The organism is Maribacter sp. C-4077 (assembly GCF_055378385.1).
Genome location: NZ_AP038807.1, coordinates 3762680 through 3785530 on the forward strand (window position 1 = coordinate 3762680; position 22851 = coordinate 3785530).

The 22851-nt window shown below is 42.4% G+C and carries 23 protein-coding genes; 9 read left to right on the forward strand and 14 right to left on the reverse strand.

From position 1 onward, the window contains the following. Positions 1 to 146: 146 nt before the first annotated feature. On the reverse strand, positions 147 to 578 hold the full coding sequence (locus tag ACZ41C_RS16300) for a YybH family protein (protein WP_138258085.1): 432 nt from the start codon (positions 576 to 578) through the stop codon (positions 147 to 149). Between the two features lie 75 nt (positions 579 to 653). Between ACZ41C_RS16300 and ACZ41C_RS16305 the strand changes: the two genes are divergently transcribed. Further along, on the forward strand, positions 654 to 1526 hold the full coding sequence (locus ACZ41C_RS16305) for a phytanoyl-CoA dioxygenase family protein (RefSeq protein WP_464562955.1): 873 nt from the start codon (positions 654 to 656) through the stop codon (positions 1524 to 1526). Here ACZ41C_RS16305 and ACZ41C_RS16310 read toward each other — a convergent pair. Genes ACZ41C_RS16310 through ACZ41C_RS16320 form a run of 3 tightly spaced genes read right to left on the reverse strand, consistent with a single transcriptional unit; the run spans position 1523 to position 4397 of the window. Further along, positions 1523 to 3229, reverse strand: coding sequence for a phytoene desaturase family protein (locus ACZ41C_RS16310; protein ID WP_464562957.1), 1707 nt, complete (start codon positions 3227 to 3229; stop codon positions 1523 to 1525). The genes ACZ41C_RS16305 and ACZ41C_RS16310 overlap by 4 nt on opposite strands. A gap of 3 nt (positions 3230 to 3232) precedes the next feature. After that, complete coding sequence (locus ACZ41C_RS16315) at positions 3233 to 3922, reverse strand: SGNH/GDSL hydrolase family protein (protein WP_464562959.1); 690 nt, start codon at positions 3920 to 3922, stop codon at positions 3233 to 3235. A gap of 7 nt (positions 3923 to 3929) precedes the next feature. Beyond that, positions 3930 to 4397 carry a hypothetical protein gene (locus ACZ41C_RS16320; protein WP_464562961.1) on the reverse strand — a complete coding sequence of 156 codons (468 nt, stop codon included), beginning with the start codon at positions 4395 to 4397 and terminating at the stop codon, positions 3930 to 3932. Positions 4398 to 4579: 182 nt separating this feature from the next. On the opposite strand from ACZ41C_RS16320, the gene ACZ41C_RS16325 reads away from it, so the two are divergent. Further along, on the forward strand, positions 4580 to 5038 hold the full coding sequence (locus ACZ41C_RS16325; RefSeq protein ID WP_464562963.1) for a hypothetical protein: 459 nt from the start codon (positions 4580 to 4582) through the stop codon (positions 5036 to 5038). Here the strand turns inward: ACZ41C_RS16325 and ACZ41C_RS16330 are convergent. Then, on the reverse strand, positions 5035 to 6525 hold the full coding sequence (locus ACZ41C_RS16330) for a S10 family peptidase (protein ID WP_464562965.1): 1491 nt from the start codon (positions 6523 to 6525) through the stop codon (positions 5035 to 5037). The genes ACZ41C_RS16325 and ACZ41C_RS16330 overlap by 4 nt on opposite strands. Positions 6526 to 6749: 224 nt before the next feature. Between ACZ41C_RS16330 and ACZ41C_RS16335 the strand changes: the two genes are divergently transcribed. From ACZ41C_RS16335 to ACZ41C_RS16345, 3 genes are all read left to right on the forward strand, one after another. After that, positions 6750 to 7886, forward strand: a complete 1137-nt coding sequence (locus ACZ41C_RS16335; protein WP_464562967.1) for a Gfo/Idh/MocA family protein — start codon at positions 6750 to 6752, stop codon at positions 7884 to 7886. Positions 7887 to 8046: 160 nt separating this feature from the next. After that, entirely contained in the window at positions 8047 to 9669 is a 1623-nt protein-coding gene (locus ACZ41C_RS16340) for an alkaline phosphatase PhoX (protein ID WP_464562969.1), read from the forward strand. Between the two features lie 74 nt (positions 9670 to 9743). Beyond that, the gene (locus ACZ41C_RS16345) at positions 9744 to 11573 is read left to right on the forward strand and encodes a cytochrome-c peroxidase (RefSeq protein WP_464562971.1); all 1830 of its coding nucleotides are present in this window, start codon (positions 9744 to 9746) and stop codon (positions 11571 to 11573) included. Here the strand turns inward: ACZ41C_RS16345 and ACZ41C_RS16350 are convergent. The 3 genes from ACZ41C_RS16350 to ACZ41C_RS16360 are packed head-to-tail and all read right to left on the reverse strand — an operon-like array spanning position 11570 to position 13573. Further along, positions 11570 to 12334, reverse strand: coding sequence for a TIGR02757 family protein (locus ACZ41C_RS16350; protein ID WP_464562973.1), 765 nt, complete (start codon positions 12332 to 12334; stop codon positions 11570 to 11572). The genes ACZ41C_RS16345 and ACZ41C_RS16350 overlap by 4 nt on opposite strands. Then, complete coding sequence (locus ACZ41C_RS16355) at positions 12331 to 12888, reverse strand: CPBP family intramembrane glutamic endopeptidase (protein WP_464562975.1); 558 nt, start codon at positions 12886 to 12888, stop codon at positions 12331 to 12333. Before ACZ41C_RS16355 ends, ACZ41C_RS16350 begins: the two co-directional genes overlap by 4 nt. Positions 12889 to 12892: 4 nt before the next feature. Continuing rightward, complete coding sequence (locus tag ACZ41C_RS16360; RefSeq protein ID WP_138258096.1) at positions 12893 to 13573, reverse strand: ABC transporter ATP-binding protein; 681 nt, start codon at positions 13571 to 13573, stop codon at positions 12893 to 12895. A 207-nt stretch (positions 13574 to 13780) separates the two neighbouring features. On the opposite strand from ACZ41C_RS16360, the gene folE reads away from it, so the two are divergent. The 4 genes from folE (at position 13781) to ACZ41C_RS16380 (ending at position 16616) form a co-directional block, all read left to right on the forward strand. Then, positions 13781 to 14380 (forward strand): GTP cyclohydrolase I FolE, encoded by a 600-nt coding sequence (gene folE, locus ACZ41C_RS16365; RefSeq protein WP_138258097.1) that lies wholly within the window; start codon positions 13781 to 13783, stop codon positions 14378 to 14380. 211 nt (positions 14381 to 14591) lie between these two features. After that, entirely contained in the window at positions 14592 to 14891 is a 300-nt protein-coding gene (locus ACZ41C_RS16370; RefSeq protein WP_138258098.1) for a hypothetical protein, read from the forward strand. A gap of 51 nt (positions 14892 to 14942) precedes the next feature. Next, positions 14943 to 16163 (forward strand): sulfite oxidase, encoded by a 1221-nt coding sequence (locus ACZ41C_RS16375; protein WP_464562978.1) that lies wholly within the window; start codon positions 14943 to 14945, stop codon positions 16161 to 16163. Positions 16164 to 16181: 18 nt separating this feature from the next. Then, the gene (locus tag ACZ41C_RS16380) at positions 16182 to 16616 is read left to right on the forward strand and encodes a monoheme cytochrome C (RefSeq protein ID WP_464562980.1); all 435 of its coding nucleotides are present in this window, start codon (positions 16182 to 16184) and stop codon (positions 16614 to 16616) included. 146 nt (positions 16617 to 16762) lie between these two features. On the opposite strand, the gene ACZ41C_RS16385 is transcribed toward ACZ41C_RS16380, so the two are convergent. The 6 genes from ACZ41C_RS16385 to ACZ41C_RS16410 form a co-directional block, all read right to left on the reverse strand. After that, entirely contained in the window at positions 16763 to 17341 is a 579-nt protein-coding gene (locus tag ACZ41C_RS16385) for a type 1 periplasmic binding fold superfamily protein (protein ID WP_464562982.1), read from the reverse strand. Positions 17342 to 17356: 15 nt separating this feature from the next. Continuing rightward, positions 17357 to 19750 carry a TonB-dependent receptor gene (locus ACZ41C_RS16390; protein ID WP_464562984.1) on the reverse strand — a complete coding sequence of 798 codons (2394 nt, stop codon included), beginning with the start codon at positions 19748 to 19750 and terminating at the stop codon, positions 17357 to 17359. Between the two features lie 411 nt (positions 19751 to 20161). Continuing rightward, a complete protein-coding gene (locus tag ACZ41C_RS16395) occupies positions 20162 to 20482 on the reverse strand; it encodes a DUF6787 family protein (protein WP_464562986.1) in 321 nt (106 codons plus the stop codon). 30 nt (positions 20483 to 20512) lie between these two features. Next, positions 20513 to 20974, reverse strand: coding sequence for a DUF6146 family protein (locus ACZ41C_RS16400; protein ID WP_464562988.1), 462 nt, complete (start codon positions 20972 to 20974; stop codon positions 20513 to 20515). A 73-nt stretch (positions 20975 to 21047) separates the two neighbouring features. Continuing rightward, positions 21048 to 21680, reverse strand: coding sequence for a DUF937 domain-containing protein (locus ACZ41C_RS16405; RefSeq protein WP_464562990.1), 633 nt, complete (start codon positions 21678 to 21680; stop codon positions 21048 to 21050). Positions 21681 to 21746: 66 nt separating this feature from the next. Further along, positions 21747 to 22697 carry a D-2-hydroxyacid dehydrogenase gene (locus ACZ41C_RS16410; RefSeq protein ID WP_464562992.1) on the reverse strand — a complete coding sequence of 317 codons (951 nt, stop codon included), beginning with the start codon at positions 22695 to 22697 and terminating at the stop codon, positions 21747 to 21749. Positions 22698 to 22851 lie beyond the last annotated feature (154 nt).

Genomic DNA, 22851 nt, shown 5'->3' on the forward strand with positions numbered 1-22851 from the left:
ACGTTTAAATTAAATGCAACATATTGATTTTTAATTGCCTCCTTTGGAAGAGGAATTTAGTTAATCACTCAAATCCCTTGATGAGGGTTTCATAGGTATTTTGTGAAATTTGTCAAAAATAAGGAAAAGTGGGATATGGAATATGATCAGCAAGATGAATCGGCCACTATCTTCCAATCCCCATTAATTCTTTTGAAAATAATGAGAAAGGTCCCTTTGGCATCCCCAACCTCCCGGGTCAAATGATATTCTCCCATCACCCAATAGGCATCTTTGTTTATTTTGGAAATATCAGCGATTTTAAATTGTAAATTGCCCGTATGTGCTTTTGAAGGATAGCGCAGGTTATAATTCTCCAAGGTTGTCTCCCAGCCCTTGGAAAGTTTGGCACCACTGTAAAACTTAAGGGAGTCGCTCTCCCAGTATCCGGCCATAAAACCCTCAATATCACCGTTGGACCAGCTAGTTTGTTGGTCATGTAAGATTTTTTTGATTTGGTAGATGTCCTCCGCATCGTTACTAGTTTCAGCGCAGGAAACGAAAATACCTAGAGTGATGGCAAGTAAAAAGTACTTCATAATAGTTGGATTTACACGTCAATATAGAAAATAGAATTCAGTATCTTTAAGGGTAACCTTTATTATTTTTGACCGATGCAAATTAGGGATTTGGCAGAGCGACATTCGCTCATCTCAGAACTTTTTAAATTCCCCAAAACAGCGGATGAATGGGAGGCTTATAAACTATCCGAAGCCCAATTGACCCATTACGAGGAATATGGATATGTATCCGGTATCAAACTGTTGGACGAAGGGCAAATTTTACACTTGCAAAAGGAATTGGACGAGCTTATGGATCCAAAACATCCTGCACACTCGCTTTTTTACGAATTTCACAGTAACGAATCGAAGGACCAGGATTCCGTATTGTTTCATTCCCTTGGGCATTGGAGGATTACGGAAGGCTTTCATGATGTTCTATGGAATCCGGCGTTTGTAATGGCGGCCTATCAATTGTTGGGAAATAGGGCGGTTCGTTTTTGGCACGACCAGCTTTTTTATAAACCTGCAAAGCACGGTGGGGTAGTGGCCTGGCACCAGGACTACTCGTATTGGACACGCACCGTGGCCATGCAACATTTAACCTGTTGGACAGGTCTGGACGATGCCACCGAAGAAAACGGGTGCTTGTATTATGTTCCAAAAAGCCACAATTGGGGGTTGCTGGATGCCCCTGAACTTGCCGGAAACATGGAGGGGCTTTTGGACTATTTGACCGAAGATCAGCGCAGGGAATTTAACCCTGTTCCCATTCCCTTGAAGAAGGGCTATGCCACTTTTCACCATCCCTTAATGGTACATGGTTCCTATGAAAACAAATCGGATAGGCCTCGAAGGGCCTTTGTCCTCAACGTTTTTGCCGATGGTACGGTAAGTAATACCAATGATGAACTTTTAAAAGGTGTCCCGCCTATTTCAAAGGGGCAGAAAATGGAGGGTAAGTTTTTTCCGTTGCTTTTTGGTTAGGCCAAGCTTTTTGATTTTTCCTGCGTCCTTTTTTGTCGTAGCCTGATTTTCTTTTGTATCTCCTCCGGGTAGTTATTGGGAGTGTCTTCGGCCTCCAAAATGAGCAATTCCTGCCCTTCCTGGGGTTCTTTTAGTTCATCGGCGTGGCATCCTAGAATAACCGCTGCCGTATTTACCCCAGAATGGCTTGCCCCGGCCACACCGTGCGATAAAATACTGGCACCGCATAGATATAGGTTTTCTATCTCACTTTTGGATTTGTATGCAAAAGGTCCAATATGCTTTAGGCTTTTTTCTGTTCCGTAGACATTTCCTCTTGTTGTATTGATGTAATATTCGTTGGTAATTGGGGTGCCCAATTCTTGGTGGACGATGTGCTCGCTGATATTTGGGACCACTTTTTCCAAGCCCAAAACCATTTTTTTGGTGAGTTCCTCCTTAAACCGGAGGTATTTTACCGACCGTTCGGCACTTTCCTCCGCAAAAGGCTCAAATGTCCTGTAGTCTATAAAGGTGATTACTTCCAGGCAATGGTGCTTTCCATCAAAACTTGTAGGGTCTTTCAAGGTGGTACAGCTCACGAAAAGCGCCTCGAAAAATCCGACCTTTTGAAGGTCCGATTTCATTATGCTGTCATAGTAATCATCCATATCCCTATCCGGTAAAACCCAAATATTTCCGGAGTCCAAACCGGCCTTTCGCACATCCATATCCACCGTCAAAAACAACATGAGCGAAGTGCATGAATAGACCGTTTTTTCCAATTTTTTTTGAAGCTTTTGGCTTAGGTGCTGCTTCCCGATGAGTTGGTTGTAAGTGATGCCGACATCCGCATTGGAAACAATATGCTTCCCGAAAATTTGCCTTCCATCGGCAAGTTCCACTCCGGTAGCTTTCTTGTTCGTTCCGCCTTCGATCAGTATTTTTTTGACGGATGTGGAAGTTTTTAGGACACCTCCATATTCCTTGAATTTATTGGTCATTGATTTCACCAGGGCACCTCCGCCTCCCATGGGATAGTAGCCACCTTTAAAATAATGGTACATCAAAGCGGCATGTAAAATAAATGCAGCCTTCCTTGGCTGCACCCCGTGGTCGCCGCATTGAATATTTAGAACATTTTTTAAAAGTGGATCTTTGATATGCCAATTAATGACCCTTTTGAGACTGAACAAACCGTATCTGCCAAAATGCCTGGTTCTGTACGGAATGGTCAATTTTTTCCAAAATCCCTTTATGTAGGGTAACGAGTAGAGTTCCTCGCTTGCCTGTCGGATTAGCTTTAGGTATTTTTTGATTCCTTTTCTTTCCTTCGGAAATCTGTTAATCAATCGGTTTTCAAGTTCTTCGGGATTATCGGGAAAATCAAATCGGTGGTTTCCAATACGCACATGTTCATAAGCATCGGGATTCATCCTAAAAAACACCAAATCATTGGCAATGCCCAAACCTTTGTACAAATTACTGGTAGATTCACCTTCACCTACCAACCCGATATAATGTACACCCGGTGTAAATCGGTGTCCCTCTAAATAAAAGCTATGGCACCATCCACCGGGTACGTCGTGTTGTTCCAACAATAGGACTTTCTGTCCGGCCCTTGCAAGGCATAAAGCAGTGGTCAGCCCCCCAGCACCTGAACCTATGACGATGCTATCCCAGTTTTGGGTCGATATATCCTCTTGTAAATCCTTTTTTTTCAAGAGCTATTTTTTCAAGGCTTTCTGAATGGCTTCCTCCACTAAAGGCTCCATGACCTTATATCCTTCAACGGTGGGATGGACCTCATCATCCGCATATTTTTTTGGCAATCCGTTGCGTTCATCCGCCATTTGCGAGAAATAATCAAGATAGACATGCCCTTTTTCGTCGGCATAGGCCTTTATCATTTTGTTAAGTGCCACTATTTTTCCGGCGGGTTCCATCCCTGGTTTCCATGGATAATCATACGCTGGCAAGGTAGATGACAATACCACTTTAATATCATTGGCGTGTGCAATTTCTGCCATGCCCTTGATGTTGTCCATGATCATTTCCAAGGTGGACGGTCCCGTGTTCCCGGCAATATCATTGGTTCCGGCAAGGATGACCACCACCTTTGGATGAAGGTCCACCACATCCTGCCGAAAGCGAATCAGCATCTGGGGCGTCGTCTGTCCACTAATGCCCCTGTTCACATACGGTTTTCCCTCAAAGAATTCCGGTCTGGAATTCAGCCAACCAATGGTGATGGAATTGCCCATGAAAACGACCCTATCTTCATTTTCTTTTGGCGCTTCCAAAGATCCATTGGCCTCTTGGAACATTTTTAAGTTGGCCCAATCCTGAGCTAAAACCGTGTGCTGGGATAAAAAAGTGGCAAGAATTCCCATAAGCAAAACCTTGAAATTTTTCATTTGTACGTTATTGATAGTGATTGTGTTGAAGTATTCTTTTTTCGTCCGATGTCAAAGGAAGCGTATCCAAGAGCTTTTGTAGGTTTGGCCGTTGTACGACCAAGTACAGAACCAAACACACGGCTATGACCAAGGGCAAGGCATTTCCGGATGTATTATAGGCGACTATGGCCAAAAAAGCGGGCCCTTCCAATAAGGCATATTTAACGATCGATGCGGACTGGTATCTTTTCAATTTTTCCTCCAAAGGCATTGTTTTTTCTATGGCAGAAATCTGATTTCTAAAAATAAACTGACTCCCAAAATAGCCCGCGACGGCCACAATAGGAATGAGGTATAAAAATGGATTTGATTCATCCATTTGGGCATTAAATTCCCCTGAGCCTAAATAGGAAAGAAGTAGAAAAACCGAAACACCGGCCACCAAGGCCAGGTGAATTATTTTATTTGTCCTTAAATAGCTTTTGATCTCCAAGACGTTGAATAAAGCCCTAAGATACTATTTTAAACTAAAGTTTTAATGTAAAGTGATTCGGGATAGCTTTTGGTACACTAGTAAGGTCAAAGGTGATTTGTGAAGCCCTGGGGAAGTATGTACTTTTTGATTATCGGATAAAAAACAGCAACAAACCAATGCTTTCAATATATTTGCGTGGTATGAGAACAGTATTGTTATTTTGCCTTGTAGTTGGCTTTGCAGCAAAAGGATACTCCCAAATTGGTGAGGACAAGGTGCTTCATTTTGTGGGCGGTAATCTTTTTGGTATGGTTGGTGCAGGTTTGGCGAACCAAATTTCGGATGGAAACAGGGCATGGACCTTCGCTGGGTCTGTGGGTGGAAGTTTGCTCATAGGCTTGGCAAAAGAGGGCATCGATCAAAACCAATATGGTGGTTGGGACAATTCCGATCTATTGGCGACCGTCCTTGGTGGTGTTAGTGTAGGTGTCACCATCGATGTTTTCAAACAAAAGAAAAAAAGAAAGCGAGCGCAACTTTACAGGGAGGCCATTGGATTTAAAATTGAACATGATCATTATCCAATGGATTCCATTTCCCCAGCTACCTCGCTTTCCGTTTTGGCTATTTCGCCAAGTGTTCTCAGCGGCGAATACTAGTATTTTGCACTTTTGCCGTTTGCTTGCGTGTTTTTTATGAATTCACGAATGTCATCATTGGCCTTTTGTAAGTCCTCCTTACGAAGGTACATCATATGACCGGAACGATACCCTTTAAAACTGAATCGGTCTTTCATTCTACCACTGGGGTCCACTTGCCACATCAGATATTTTGCATTGAAATACGTAGTGGCGCCATCGTAATATCCTGATTGTACCATCACGTTCAAATACGGGTTTTGCGCCATGGCCTGTCTTAGGTTCTCACGTGTATTCTCATCTGAGTTGTCCCATGGATGTACGGGGCCGAACATATTGTATTTGATGTCGGTCTTAAATTTAAGTTCTTCCTGCAGATAGTAATTTATGGCCGGCGTAAAACTGTGCAGCCAGGAAGTAATTTCGGAATTATAATCGGGTCGCATGCCCATCAACTGTTTGTCCATTCCCAAATACCTGGAATCCAATCGCCCAACGGTATATCCCCCTTTTTCCTTCAACAGGTTTTTCCAAAAGAAGGAAGTTGGAACGGACAAATTCTGGTCCAAAATATCTTTCGCTTCCAAGCCGGAGTAATAGGCCATTTTTTCGGCAACCGCAGACCTTTCCGCATTCGGTATAAACCCACCTTTCGCCAACGCTGGAATCAAGGTGTTGATGGTATACTCCTCGGATTCGGGTAAAATTTCAAGTAAATCCTTGTTTTGCAATGTCGGGGGTAATGCCTTATGATGCCATGCAGCCGCCGTATAGTAAGGCAGGTTCATCGCCTCGGCAACGGGTCCGGAATTTCTGATGATTTTATAATCGGCGGGCGAGACCAAGATCACCCCGTTCAAGTACATCCATTGTGCATTTTGCAATTCCAGGGAAAGGCCCATTACACGAGGACCACCATAACTTTCCCCAATGAGGTACTTTGGGGAGCGCCATCTGTTGTGTCGGGTAACAAAGGTGTTCAGCCATTCTGCGAGGTATTTGATATCGGCATTGATACCAAAGAACTTTTTACGGTCCACTTTATCGCCAGTTTCCGGAATCGTTCTGGAATACCCGGTGTTCGCGGGATTTACGTAGACCACATCGGTTACATCCAAAACGGAATAAGGGTTTTCTTTAACCCCATAGGGTTGCACGGGATATCCCTCGTCATCAATGTTTAATATTCGGGGGCCTGTATAGGCCAAATGCATCCATACGGAACCGGAACCAGGCCCGCCGTTAAACGAAATCAATAAAGGTCTGGCCGCACGATCCTTAACATTGTTACGGGTATAATAGGTATAATGCAAGGAGGCAATGGGATCGCCATTTTCGTCCCAAACGGGCTGCGTTCCCGTTTTTGCGGTGTAATCAATGGAAGTCCCGTTTATGACAACGCTATGTTGGGTGGTAACTACCGTATCGACGGGAAGTTCCCTTCCCTGGGCCTTGGATTGAAAGTGAAATAGTAAAACTAGGATGGTTGGTAAAAGTAATCGTTTCATATGTTCTCTGAATTAGGCCCCTAAAAATAACCATTATATGTATATATCTCTTTTTACACGATCCAAAATTCAACTTTATTCTTAGTATATTTAAAAGTGTATCAAATTGATTAATCATTAAAGGAAGGAAATGAAACCCTCATCGAGGGTTTTGTTACAGTAAGTTAAAGACCTATGTAAAAGGAAATTTTTAAGAATCGAACTATTGACCAAATTTTAAACGCATGAAAACATTCACTCGTCGCGACTTTGGATGGACCCTTGGAAAAGGAATAACGGCCACGGCATTATTGGGCAGTACCAGTCTGGCCTGTGGCCAAAGCGCAAAAAATGAAAATAAAAAATTGGGCGTGGCCCTAGTGGGCCTCGGCAGCTACAGTACGTATCAATTGGCTCCGTCGTTGAAAGATACGGAGCACTGTTATCTGGCGGGCATCGTTACCGGGACCAAGGAAAAGGAACAAGTTTGGCAAGATAAATACGGGATACCAAAGGAGAACACCTATAATTATGACAATTTTGATACTATTGCCAATAACGAGGATATTGATATCGTATATGTGGTGCTACCAAACAGCATGCATGCAGATTTTAGCATTCGTGCAGCAAAGGCAGGGAAACATGTTATCTGCGAAAAACCCATGGCCATTAGTGTGGCCGAATGTGATGCCATCATCGATGCCTGTAACAAGGCCGGTGTGAAACTTTCAGTTGGCTATCGAATGCAGTCCGACCCGTATACGAAGGAAGTAAAAAAATATGTAGCCGAAAAGACATTTGGGAATGTTCATTTTGTTTCTTCGGATGCAGGATATATTTCCAATGGGAATCCGGATCAATGGCGACTCAATAAGGAATTATCCGGCGGAGGTGCCTTGATGAACATGGGCGTTTATTCCATACAGACCAGTATTTACGGATGTGGGTCAAACCCTTCATCGGTTTCAGCACAGGAATTTAGTACCAGACCCGATTATTTTAAGGATACGGACGAAACCATAACGGCCCAATTTGAATTTCCAAATGGTGCCGTCGCCCATATGATGACCTCCCATAATGCCAATGGAAATCGGCTAAAATCACATTGCAGCAATGGTTGGTTTGAATTAGACCCTGCCCATAGCTATGGGCCTATCAGCGGTAGAACATCCAACGGAAACGTCATCAGTTTTCCACATCAAAGGCAGCAGGCTCTTCAAATGGACGATTTTTCCAAACACATACTCATGGGAACACCAAATGTGGCCCCTGGGGAAATGGGGAAAAGGGACATGATCATTGTGGAGGCCATTTACAGGTCTATTGCGGAAGGCGGAAAAAAACAAATGCTGGATTTGGGCAACATGGGCATCGTGGGCTGAAACCAAGGTATAATGAATTTATAAACGGTGAATTTACATTAATTTAAAGCCCTAACCTTTAGGAAAACTAATCGTAATACATTCCTAATTTTAAGGACACCTTATAACAAGGTACCCGTTATAGTTTTGGACTATTCATAACCTGAAAACTGTAACGAAAATGAAAAAATCAAAAAATGTATTGTTTAAAATCTGTGCACTTTCCCTGCTTGGGATTGCGGCCGTTAGTTGTAATCCGGAGGATGGAATCGATGGTATGGACGGTCGTGACGGCATCGACGGTGTTGACGGAAGGGATGGGGTAGATGGTCAGGATGGCGAGGACGGACAGGACCTTACCATTGAGGAAATGGTACCTTTGACCAGTTCTGTAGTGCCTGATGATGTTTTTGAATTGAAAGGATCTTTTGCAAGTTCCGCCAATCTAAAAATGATTCTTTCTTCCGCTGATATCTTAGCATCGGATTCCACCTTTGTATACGGTTCTTATATGGACGGTGCCGCTTTGTATCCCTATGGAGATGGTACGTACGCATTTATCAACAATCTGGAGGCCGATTATTCCATTGCCCGAATCCGAATGAACTCGAATTTAGAGCCCATGGAAGGGGATTACATCGTCAATTCAACGGCCACTGCCTTTACCGCCATGTGTTCCGGTTCTTCGGTAACCGTCGAGGAACATGGATTTGGGCCCTTGTACCTTTCCGGCGGGGAATGGGGAGGAAACGCCAAAGGCGTCTACAAAGTAAATCCTTTTAGGGCCGCAGAAAATAGGGTAGAGGCCGAAAGGCTTCCTGCTATGGGCGAGTGGTCCACGGAAAATGCCGTGGTGATCGGTAAGGATGCCTATCCGTCCCAAACCGTTGTGTTTATGGGAGATGATGATAGTAATAATACCTATCCACAAGCACATTTTGGAATGTACGTAGGTTCCAGAGGAGATTTGTATGGTGGAAAATTATATGTATTGAGAGGGAAAAACCCGGTGGAAACCGCTCCCGGGGCTGGAGGACAATTGTTTGAAATGGGAATGGCCGAAGACATCGAGTATGATGTAGAATGGGTGGAAGTTACGGAAAGGACCTTGGCCGAATTGAACCAAGAGGCCATCGATTCATCTGCGATAGGCTTTCAGCGAATTGAGGATATCGACTGGAGAAAAGGTTCTGCCCAGGCCAACAGGGAAGTTTATTTCAATGCCACCGGAAGGATTCGGGGTGATAACCCGGACCTTAACTTGAGAGGGACCGGATTTGGTAGGGTATATAAATTGGAACTCAATCCAGATGATCCTACCGGTGATGCCAAATTGACCGTTGTGGTGGATGGTGACCTGGAAGGCGGAAAAGGTGATGGGATGCATTCGCCCGATAATATTTTGGTAACCGAAAACTATGCCTATATCCAAGAAGACCCCAACGGTTATGCTTCTTTGAATGCCGATATTTCCGGATTTGCAAAACTATGGCAATTGGATTTGAATACAGGTGCCTTTGTAGAGGTCATGGAGTGTAACCAGACCGTTGCGGCAGGATTAGGTTTGGGAACTACTACCGATATGTGGGAAATAACCGGTCTTATTGATGTAACCGATATTATTGGCGCTTCCGAGCCAACGTTCATGGGCGGTGCACAGGTACATGGATGGAGCTTTAGCGATACACCTGATACAGCGGTACGTGCGGACGGTTTGAAGTTTGTGGATCCAACGGCCATCGATGAATCCAGTGCTACCTTGGAAGGTTCCTTCCTTTTTAAAGTAACAGGCTTACCTAGATAATAGGATTTAGAATTTTATTCAAAGGGGTTTCTTACAAAAGAGACCCTTTTTGTCTATTTAAAAATTGAACGAAAATGGGAATAAAAGATTTGGGATTGATTATGGTTACCACATTTGTGTTGATGATTTCATGCAAAGGGGATACGGAACCTAAATTGTTGGCTTCAAATGAGATGGAATCCGCATTTAATGAATCGATACGAGCGCATTACTTTACTACTTTGGATAGCACGGCGCATTTTATTTCGCAAATGGATACCTTAAAGTCGGTAGCGGCCAATCGGGAATTATTTTTAAAGTCTAGAAAATGGTATAAGAGGGTAGAGCCCCTGCTCATCGCTTACGATTATGAAAATTACCTTTCCATGAACGCACCAAACCTAGTAAAGGTTGAAATAGACGATTATCAAGATGTTAAGGTGCTTCAGCCAAAAAGTTTTCAAGTTTTGGAGGAACTTTTGTTTGCCGAAGAGGGCTTTTCCAACAAGGAATTGAATACCGTATTGGAATACTTAAAGGTGCGCATACCTTTTGTAAGAAAGAATCATATATTGATTAATCAAAGAGATCGCCATCACCTCAAGATGATTCGTGATGCCGTTGTTAACATTGCGACCAAGGGCATTACAGGCTTTGATTCCCCCATGTTGTCAAATTCCTTGAACGAGGCGGTATACAATTACGAAACACTTTCCAAGGTTATCGATATGTATGAAAATGCTTTCAACGACAAATCCCTCTATCAGCAATGGAAGACCGAAATCGCCTTAACGATGAAGGATTTAAATACTTCCGATTTTGACAGTTTTGACCGTTACACCTTTATAAAAAATCATACTAACAAACAATTGGAATTGATCCATTTGACTGCCATCGATTGGGGGATTTCCATGAACACGTCCCGCACTTTAAATCCTTCCGTTACGAATCTTTTTGATAAAAACTTTTTCAATATGAAAATGTTTTCGGAACAACGGGATCCACAAATGACCCAAGATCGTATTGAATTGGGGAGAAAACTCTTCAACGACCCTTCCTTATCAAGTACCGGAAACATAAGCTGCGCAACTTGCCATATAAAGGAGAAAGCCTTTACGGACGGGCGGAAAATAGCAATCGGCATTAACAATAAAGAGCTTCAAAGAAACACTCCTACATTAAGTTACGCCGCCTATCAAACCTCGTTCTTTTTCGATGGTCGTTCGGATGGTCTCGAGGATCAAATCGTAAACGTAGCGAACAATGAGGACGAGTTTCATATCGATTTAAAACTTTTGGAACAAAAAGTTCAAGCGAATGCGGATTATAAGATTCAGTTCGATTCGTTGTTCAACGGGACCATTTCCGACCTGAATGTACGAAACGCCATTGCGACGTACATACGAAGCTTGGCTCCTTTCGATTCCAAATTTGACCGAAATATGCAGGATTTGGAAGCATCACTTTCGGACGAGGAAATAGAAGGTTTCAATCTTTTTATGGGCAAGGCTGCATGCGCCACATGTCATTTTCCCCCTGTTTTCAATGGTACGGTTCCTCCCAAATACATGGAAACCGAATTTGAAAATTTGGGCGTACCCAAAACAGATAACTTTGACCATCCTGAATTGGATGAGGATATGGGACAATTTTTTCCATACAAGGTAGCTGAAAAACGTAATTTTTTTAAAACTTCTACCGTTCGAAATAGTGAATTGACAGCGCCCTACATGCATAATGGCGTGTATGACAACTTGGAAGAAGTCATCACCTTTTATAATGTGGGCGGCGGTCAGGGAATGGGACTTGATGTTCCCAATCAGACCCTTCCTGCGGATTCCCTGGGGTTGACGGACAACGAAACAAAGGCCATTATCACATTCTTAAAAACCCTGACCGATAGGGAATTTGAAACCGTGAACTAGAATTTTTCAAAAACACCCAAACCAAAAAGGGCAAAATCATATTTTACCGGGTCAACGGGATCAAGTTTTCTTAAGTTCCTGTCCAGTTCGGCCAATGCTTTGGCATCGTTCTGTTTGCGTTTGAGCAGTTTTAGTTTGCGGGCCACGTTTCCGGAGTGTACATCCAAAGGGCAGGACAATTTGGAAGCTGGTATGTGCTGCCATAATCCAAAATCCACTAGGGTATTGGCATTACGCACCATCCAACGTAAATACATATTGATTCGTTTTGCCGCGGAACCTTTCAAGGGGTCGGAGACATGTTTTGCAGTGCGCCTCTCGAACGGAAGTTCAAAGAAGCGTTCTTTAAAAAGGGAAATGGTGGGTTGCAAAGAGGTTTTACCCTGGTTTTGAGTAAAAACACCTTCAAGTCCCCCGTGATTTTCATAAATGTTCTTGAGGCTTCGAATGAAATATACCAAGTCATTTCCATTGAAGGTCCTATGAACGAAACTGTCCAAAGCATCCAAATCTGCCAGCGTATGATTCAGTACAAAGTCATAGGGGCTATTGCCCAGTAAATCCATCATCCTTTGGGCATTGTTGATGATGCTTTTTCGATTACCCCATGCAATGGTCGCCGTTAGAAAACCACTGATTTCTATATCCTCTTTTTTGTTGAACCGATGCGGAATTTGAATGGGATCCGATTCCAAAAATCTGGGATTGTTGTATTCGATTACCTTTTGGTCCAAAAATTCCTTTAGTTCCTTTTTGTTCATTCGATGGGGATATCTAATAGTTGGAACACTAAAATGGGCCCAGCCAAAACGAAATTGTAAAGGGCGTGAAGTAGTATGGAATATAGAAGCCCGAATCTGACCCTTGCAAACCCGAGTAATAGTCCCGCAGCCAACTGTGGTGCGACTAGAATAGGGGACAACGCCAGGTTTTGAAGGGTCATTTCATAGTTGGAAATGTGCATAAACCCGAAGCCCAGTGTCAATACATAAAAAATGAACGGGAAAAACTTGGAATGCTTGAACCATATCATGGGCCCTCGAAATAGCAATTCTTCAAGGACGGGAGCGCCTACGACCGCGAAAAACAATAGGTAGACCAGCGGGTAATTTTCTAGAAAATCGTCCATAGCATGTTTTCCCAAATCCAAATTGAAGAGGGTTTCCAATAAACCAAGGAGGAAGCTCAAAAGGATACTTAGTGCAATGGCCAATACCACCAATTTTAGTATATATCTGAGTTTTTCCGAGGTGGTTAGGGAATCCATTTCCTCGTAAACCGGTCTTTTTAGGAAAAATAGGATTTCCTCGAACATGGAATTAGGAAAGTATGACCTCTTTGTCCACAATTTTACCGTCTACCATGGTCAACTTTCTGTCGGCCATTTCCGCGAGTTCCTCGTTATGGGTAACGATTACGAAGGTTTGTCCGAATTTTTCACGAAGCTCAAAAAACAGATTATGGAGGTTGTCCGCACTTTCAGAATCCAAGTTGCCACTGGGTTCATCGGCAAAAATGATAGAGGGATTGTTGATCAATGCACGTGCTACGGCCACTCTTTGTTGCTCGCCCCCGGAAAGTTCGGCAGGTTTATGGTCATAGCGATGCGATAGTCCAAGAAAATCCAACAGCTCCTTGGCTCTTTTTTCCGCCTCTGATTTGGGCGTTTTTTTTATAAACGCCGGCAGGCATACATTTTCCAAGGCCGTAAACTCAGGTAAAAGTTGATGGAATTGAAAAATAAAACCGATGTGTTCGTTCCTGAATTTGGCCAGTTCCTTATCGGACAATTGGGTAGTCTCCGTTCCGTTGACAATCAAGGTGCCATCGTTGGTATTTGTAAGAACGTCCAGTGTGCCTAAAATCTGTAAAAGCGTTGTTTTTCCGGCACCTGAGGCACCCACTATAGAAACGATTTCGCCCTGTTTTATATGGAGGTCAACACCTTTTAACACTTCCAATTCCCCATAATATTTATGGATGTTCGTGGCTGTAATCATATCATGGATTATTGAAGTGGTGAAAATAAAGAATGGGGGTCAGATAAAAAAATCCATCGGACATTTGAGAAAGTATTTGCGGTTGGGAAACGCACACAATAGAAATATTTGATTTCGGTATTCGAATTTTAACGATATATTGGCTTGAATTGATGTATCAATGAATATTTTTGTTCAACAAATAATTTAATTTATTAAACAGAATAAATGGCGCCATATAGAAATCTAGAGGAATACAACATGGAAATTACCGATGGAATCAAGGAAAAATTTGCATCGGTAATCGATGAAATAGGGGAGGACAAAAGTAGGGAAGGACTCTTAAAAACACCGGAAAGGGCCGCTAAAGCCATGTTGTTTCTTACGCAAGGCTACAAACAGGATGCCGAGGAAATTTTGAAAGGGGCTATGTTCAAGGAGGATTATGACGATATGGTCATTATAAAGGATATTGAACTTTATTCTTTGTGCGAGCATCATATGTTGCCATTTTTTGGCAAGGCACACATCGCCTATATTCCAAATGGACACATTGTTGGACTTAGTAAAATTCCACGGATAGTGGATGTTTTTGCCCGACGATTGCAGGTACAGGAACGACTTACCCATGATATTCTGGAATGCATCAACAATACATTGAAACCCAAAGGGGTGGCCGTGGTTATCGAGGCATCCCATATGTGTATGATGATGCGGGGTGTCCAAAAGCAAAATTCCGTCACTACTACATCTGGTTTTAGGGGGCAATTTGAAAAAATTGAAACCAGAAATGAATTCCTAAAATTGATCAGCTCAGATTTATCCTAAAACCTTATTATTTACGATTAGGATATTTTTAACCAATTATATCCCCTGTCTGGTCGAGCGGAGTTAAGACCTAATTTTATATAATTTTAATGCCATAACTTTAGTACTACCTTGAGGCTAATGATAAAGGGTACACCCTTTCTCAAATAAAATTCCTTGTGAAACTTGGCATTGTTATTGTTCTTTTCAGTAGGTTTTTTAAATTTATGACATGTCAAAATCTACAGATAAAAAATACAAACAATTATTCCTAGGGCTTCTGTTCGATGCTATTGGAATGCTATCCTTTGCAATTCCATTTGTGGGAGAGTTTTCGGATGTCATTTGGGCCCCTTTATCGGGTTGGCTTATGACCCGTATGTACAAAGGAAAAATTGGTCAGGCTGCCGGGATCATTACCTTCATTGAAGAGATTATTCCTGGTTTGGATATCATTCCAACGTTTACCATTATGTGGTTTTATACGTATGTGTTCAAGTCGGCCAAAAATAGAAAAACCATAGAGGTATAATTTCTTCCGAAATTTTAAAAAGATGTAACTTTAGGAGCAAATCCACGCATCTTGAAAAGAAGAAATTTTGTTAAAAAAGCCAGTTTTGGGGGCTTCTCCGCCATCGTTTTAAGTGATATCGTTTTTAAGGATTTACTGCCAAAAGACTATGTTCCACTGGCTTTCCAAGATCCGGAACCTTTTAAAATGTTCCAAAAGGACCCAGAAATGGTCCTCCTCAACGATAAGCCCTGGAATATGGAAGCCAGGGCCCACTTGCTCAACGATGCCATCACACCAAACAAATACATGTTCATACGGAACAACGGCATTGTTCCAGAATCAATTGACGCGTCAAATTGGACCTTAACGATTGACGGTGAGTCGGTCAAGCAGGAGAAAACATATACGCTCTCCGAATTGAAATCAAAATTTAAAAGCCATACCTATCAGTTAACTTTGGAATGTGGGGGCAATGGGCGAAGTGAATTTGACCCTCCTGCCAAAGGAAATCAGTGGACCATCGGGGCGGTATCCTGTGCCAATTGGACCGGTGTACGGTTGCGGGATGTATTGGAGGATGTAGGTATAAAATCCGATGCGGTGTACATAGGATACCATGGCGCCGATTTGCATCTCAGTAGGAATCCCAATCTGGAGCCGATTTCCAGGGGGGTTCCTATGACCAAGGCCCTACAAAATGAAACGCTTCTCGCCTTTGCTATGAACGGTGAGGATATTCCTTTGGTGCATGGATATCCTTTGCGATTGGTGGCGGGTGGTTGGCCTGCATCCGTATCGGGTAAGTGGATCAATAGAATCAGCGTGAGAAATAAAATCCATGATGGTGAAAAGATGGGGGGAAGTTCCTACCGAGTCCCTTGTGAAACCGTTGCCCCGGGAGAAAAAGTGGCGGATGAGAACATGTGCATTATAGAATCCATGCCTGTTAAATCCTTGATAACGTCTCCCAAATCCGGAGCGGTAATCGAAATCGGCGCCAATTTCCGAATAGCTGGCCATGCCTGGGCAGGGGAGCTTGCCGTTTCACAAATGGAGTTCTCCATAGATTTTGGATCATCATGGCAGCCATGTTCCTTAAAGCGACCTGTAAACCGATTGGCATGGCAACGCTTCGAAGCCACAGTGAATTTTCCCAAAAAGGGATATTATGAGGTATGGGCAAGGGCCACCGATAGTGAAGGAAAAAAACAACCGATGGTCCTGCCAGGATGGAACCCAAAGGGATACCTAAACAATGCCTGTCACAGGATTGCCGTTAAAGTGGTATAGGGCAAAGAACATCGATAAATGAAGAAAAAACGAATAATTAGTTATGTCGCCATTGTGGCTATTTTGATGCTGACCTTGGGTGCAGTTTATTTGTACATAATGCAATTGGAAAGGACCCAAAAGGACGATACATACGAAGTATTGGATGAAAATCCGGATGAAATTGTAGACGGTATTCATGTGAGAACCGGATTGATTGCTGCTGAAGGGCTACAGGAGGTCATTACCAACTGTACGACATGCCATTCCTCCAAATTGATCGTACAAAACAGAATGGGAAAGGAACAATGGAACGCAACCATCCGTTGGATGCAGGAAACACAGGGGCTTTGGGATTTGGGCGAAAACCAGCAAGTCATTGTGGACTACTTAACAACGAACTATCCAACCTTCAAAAAGGGTAGGAGAGCGGCCCTAACGGACATTGAGTGGTATACCTTGGATACAAAATAGTTCCAATTAGCATTTCCCAAATATCTATTTGTTCAATGGTCTAAATGAAAAAAGTCTTTCCATTGAATAGGAAAGACTTTTTTACAACTTGAACAAATTTATTAGTATCTAAAGAATTTAAACTATCGAAGAACTAAAGTGGCGTTTTACTCAACCACCAAAGTGAAGGTTTGGGCAATATCTGTTTCACCCCCCGCATCGGCCAAAGTTCCATCATTTGGCTTTTTGGGTTCATGACGTAGGGTAATCTGTAAGGTTCCGCTCCCTGCATCACCCGTGGTCAAGGTAAAACTCAATCCTACTGGGTTTCCATCACCATCCTCGTCATCGTAATCAACACTCGTAATCGCACCTGAAGCCGTAAAAAAGAATTGATGTTCTTCATCTTCTTCTTCAACTTCTGCAGTGATATCCTCCGCGGGAGTTTCCGTTTCGTTCAATAGCTCGATACTCCCATTATAGGTGGTATTTGCAACCAAGTTTCCTGAAACCGTTATTTCTGGAGGATTGGGCCCATCACCGTCCAAATCTTGGGATGTTAAAGTTACTGGGCTACCAGAAGCCGTCAATCTAACGTTCATTGTGGTTATGACCTCTTCCTCATCAATTGGTGCTGGATTGTCATCGTCATTATCACAGGACACAAAGCCAAATGCAACGAAGCATAGTAAAAGAATCGATTTGATAGCGTTGTTGTTTTTCATTTTAATTTTAATTGTATTCATAGTCATTTGTTTTTATTAGTAATTATAGATTATTCTTAGATTAATGTTTCTCCCCATGTCATCAACAAAATACCGTAACCTGTTTAAATAATCCCTGTATGAGGTATTTAATAGGTTGGTCGCAGCCAATCCTACGGTTAAATCATTTTCGTTTAACAGTGAAAAAGACTTTTCCGCGTTTAAGGCGATCAAGTGATATGCCGGCGGTGGTGTATTGATGGCCAAAAGGACATCTTCTTGTTGTTCCGGTGAGAAGACGGTGATGTTTGGGGGAAATCTTTTTTGCTCAAATACGAACTGACTTTCCATGCCAAACGTAAAACTGTTCCACGAAGGAATTTTAAATTCAATACTATTGTTCAAGTTTGCCGCCGGAATATTGATCAATGGGATATCGGTAACGACATCGGTACCTCGAACCCAGGCAAAATTATGTTCCGAACGTATATTTGTGTTCCAGTTATTATATATGGAGACGTCCAATCCATACAAGGTGGCATCGGTCTGCCTGTAGGACCAAACGGGAAAGGCTCCTCTAATGGTGAATTCCGCACCTGTTGGTTCCAGTAGTATAAAGTCCTTGATGCTATTGAAAAAAGGCGCAATTGTATAGCCCCAATTGTGGGCGTTTCGCTCCAGGGATACCGAAACTTTGGAGAACTTTTCGCTGTTGATGCGCAGATCGCCCAATTCAATCCTTGCCGCGGAGTGGTGAAGGCCTTCACTGAACAATTCGGCTGGATTGGGCGCCCTTTGCGAATAGGTGTAATTTACCCGTAACAAATTGTCACCACCCATTTCATAATTTAGGCCGGCACTACCAGAAAAATTGTGAAAATTGAAAATTGGATTTGTGAGAAGTTGTGTCCCCAAATCCTCCAATACAATATCACTGAAATCCTGATCGTACCCCCTTTCTTCCCATCGACTGGTGCGATAGAATTTTTTAGCGTTTATCCTATTAAAGTCGTAGCGCAAACCTCCATCTACGGTCCAAGACTCATTTAGACTGTATTCGGCCACGCCAAAGGCCCCCAAATCATATTTATCATAATCTGGAATGAGTCGTCTAACGCCCGTATCGGGGTTGGCAAAATTGTTTTGATATCTTCCCAACAGGCCTACCTTAATATCCAACCCTTGCTTCGCATCAAATTTTACATCCGTTAACAGGGAATGTGTGGTCAACTGCAAATCCAAGGAAGCTTTGTCGGCATCATCACCAACCCGAATATCATATTCAAACCTTCGGTTTTTCTGAAAATCGTACTGTACCGTCCATTTACCAAACCCTTCCATTCTGCGATAATAATTCAGTTTGCCAAGATGGTGTGAAACCTCTTGGTTGGGTCTGGCAATGGTATAGGTGAAATCGTTGATGACATTGGGCTGCTCACTATTAATGGACTGGATTAGGTCGTCCACATTACCAATATGCGAGGCCCTAAGGATTCCTATATCGGTATCGAAAAAGGAATAGTAGGCCTCCCAGCCTTGTATGAAGTCCCTTTTTCCAACATTGAAGGAAACCCCAATTTGCCTGATGCCTGTATTGGACAACATATAATCTGGAGCTTCCAAATCGCCCAAAAGCTTATAGGATCCTTGTGCTTTTAAATAAAGTCCTGAATCATACGATTTGGCAATTGTGCTCGTGATATTACCTCCACGACCATTGGAGAAAAGGTTCATTTGTGTTTTTCCAAACAGCGAATCCTTTCGAACGATAGGCAATGGGTTTAAAACAATAACACCTCCAACGGCATCCCCTCCATATTCAAGTGCTGCGGCACCTTTGATGACGCTTATTTCCTGATTTGCATTGATATCCACATTGGGAGCGTGTTCATCTCCCCATTCCATATCCTGCATGCGCACGTTGTTGTTGAGTATCAAAACCCTACTACCGTTCAACCCTTGAATGACAGGTTTTACTATATTGCCACCAGTATTCAAGGTGGATACGCCCGTAATTTTCTTTAGTGCGTCTCCCAAGCTACTACCGCTACTTCGTTCGATATCCTTTTGGGACAAACGCTCTTCCTGACCGGAATTCGTGTTTTTTGGAATATTGCCAACAACCTTTACCTCTTCCAGTTCCTCCAAATGATGTTCCAAAAAAACCTTCTCAAAAGTATCTCCCTTAATCGTTAGGACCACAAACTTTGTGGTACATGACGGATGTGAAATCTCCAATTCCAGGACACCATCGCATAGGTTCCTAAAACTGAACTTACCATCTTCCTTGGAAAGCGTAGTTCTATCCTTGCCGGTTATGGAAACGGTAGCCCCGTCCAAGGGACGGTTGTCATGAAAATCATATACCTCTCCCACCAAAATGGAATTACAATCCTGGGCACTTACCCTGAAGCCAGCAAATACAAAAAGTAGTATAAAATAATACCTCATTAAATGATGTTTACGCTAAATAATATCGGCAACCATAGTTTACCGATTTGAAAAGATGGAAATTAGCGTAAACTTGGGGGAGGTCTCCCGAAATGTGTATATGGAAGATTGGGAGACTTTAAAAGTTCAGTAGTCTCCTTTGTAAATTTTCTGTCGATATAAATCAGCACCAATGCCGTGAAAATTAGCACCGAAACAGTGCTAAATGCTACTTGCTGATTTTGAAAGGAAAAGTAACAGGTTTCACAGTTTTCGATCGTATCGGAACCATCTTGATGTGTATAAATATGAAAGGAAGACACCTTGAAAAGCATCAAGGTGAATAAGACAAAAGCCGCTAGATATGTAAATAGCCTACTTCCCATAACAGCAAAACTAGCAAATGCTACCCTAATAATTGTTAAATAAAACTTAACCCTTAAACAAAAAGCCAAACCCCATTCTTTTCAGCATCTTTTTTTCAAAGGTCCAAAAGAACTTGAATTGTCCAAACAACCATCCGTAGGCCACCAAAAGTACTTGATAAAAGGGAAATATAAGAAGTATACGTAATGTCCAATAGACAATTGGACTCCACCAAGTATCCGGAAAATTGTCTTGATCTAGTCCAATTACATCCAAAAATGGTTTTGCCACATATACCGATGAAGAACCGGTAATAGCGAAAACGATGAATATTATTATGAGTTGGAAATTAGAGCGTATTCCCCAATGCTTCTTTAACTTCTGCATTTTTTTTGATTTGCAGGGCAAAGATAAACCCTAAATCCTAGGTAAAAAAGGTCCCAGTCTTTGATTGTATTTGCGTTGAAAATAAATAAAGTAATTATAGAGTTTATAATTGACTTCATACCCATAATCAATTTCCGATTTATAATCGATTTGCAATTCGTACAGATTTGGACTGAACTGTGCAGGTTGTAAAACTCGTCTATTCCATTCCATGACCATTAAAATATTCCTGTTTTCCAAAAAGGATTGGGAATAATAACCTTCCGGCCTGGCTATGGAATTTAGCCAAGTGTAGAAACCGGGATCTATGATTATGATTTCATATTCAGTTTCTTCATTGGCAATTCGAACCGTGTCTCCCTCGGTTGACTCAAACGCCTGCCTTTCTTTATCGGAAATGGAAAGTGCCTCCTTGGAACCTCCACAGTGCGCCAGTAAAAGGCCGAGCGAGAGAACGCCTATGATTTGTAACGATGTATTTAGTATTTTCATTTTCACAATCATTAAGATACAAAAAAGCCGTTTGAACAATCAAACGGCTTCGTTAAATAAGGTTAAAAATGGCTTATTTGCCAAAAAGACCTCCCAAGAGACCTCCCAGTCCGCCTTTCTTTTTATTACTGCCCATGACCATACCGGCTACGTCGTCCAAAATGCTTCCGTCACCATCGGCATCCAACAATGTGGTAATCAAACTTTGGTTTTGTTGTGGTTGTCCGCCCAGCATACTTCCCAAAAGGGCATTCATTCCATTGGAATCGTTGACACGGTTTTGAGAGGTTTCCCTACCCAAATAGCCCATAACGATAGGAGCGGCTATCTTAAGGATTTGACTGACAGTTCCTGCGTCCAATCCGGATTTCTGACTTAGGGCATTTTCCACCTGCGGCTGCTTGCCACCAAAGACATGGCCTAAAATTCCAGCTCCATCGTTCATAACGGAATCATCGACCCCACCTTGGAACAGGCCTCCCAAATTGTCCAAAATACTTCCATCGTGCTTGTTGTTCAAAGCGCTCATCAAACCTTCAGCGCCACTTGGAGATTTTACATTTTTTTTCATAGCGCCCAAAATTAGGGGCATAGCCATGCTCAACACATCCGCCGTTTTACTTTCCGGTTGATTGGTCTGTCCCGCAACACCGCTAATAACCTGTTTGCCTATTGGGCTATTCAATAAATCTAATAATCCTGCCATTTTATAGTTAATTTAATGTTCTGTTGGTAATGTACAAAAAGAGTTCAAAAAAGTCGCAATAAAGCACTATTTAAAATGTGAAATTATCTGTTCCGCCAACTCAATCCCTATCCTATCCTGTGCTTCGTTGGTGGCACCTCCAATGTGTGGTGTCAACGATATTTTGGGGTGCATCAATATCCTTATTTCGGGTCGCGGTTCCGATTCGTACACATCCATCCCGGCAAAGGAAACCTTATCACTCTCCAAGGCATCCACAAGGGCGACTTCATCAATTACACCTCCTCTGGCCGCATTGATGATTCCAACACCATCTTTCATCAGGTCAAATTCCTTCTTGCCCAAAACATAGTTTTTCTGTGCGGGAACATGAACCGTTATGAAGTCCGATATCCTTAATAATTCTTCCTTATCCGTTTTTTTAAGATGGAAAGTGACGGATTGTCCGTCAAAAAAGGACAATGTTAGGGAAACATCATCCAACAATGGGTCAAAGAAGACCACTTTCATTCCTGCACCGAGGGCCAATTTTGCAACGGCCTGACCGATCCTTCCGAATCCAATGATACCCAAAGTCTTACCGGCAAGTTCCTTTCCGTTTCCGTAGGATTTTTTTAGCTGTTTGAACTTGCTATCGCCCTCCAAAGGCATGTTTCTATTGGCATCATATAAAAACCGGACACCACCGTACAAATGGGCAAATACCAGCTCCGCTACCGACAATGAGGATGCCGAGGGCGTATTGATTACCTGGATACCTTTTTTGTGGGCATATTCCACATCGATGTTGTCCATGCCTACGCCACCACGGCCAACGAGCTTTAGGTTGGGACATGCATCGATCAAATCTTTGTTGACCTTTGTGGCACTTCGTACTAAAAGTCCGGTTACCTCGTTTTTATTTATAAAATTGCCCAGTTGTTCTTGGGCCACATTGGTAGTAATTACGTCAAATCCATTCTTCTCAAGAAGCGAAATGCCCTTCTGGGATATTCCGTCGTTCGCCAATATTTTCATCTGTTTATATTTAATATTGTTAAAAGGTCAGATGCAATTCGCCAATAACCATCAAGGTGGGTATCAAGACTTGTTATGGCTCATTTCATACGTTAAATATGTGGTCAATAGCCTGATTATTAAATATTCAATCTGGAATAAGTAATTTACTTAC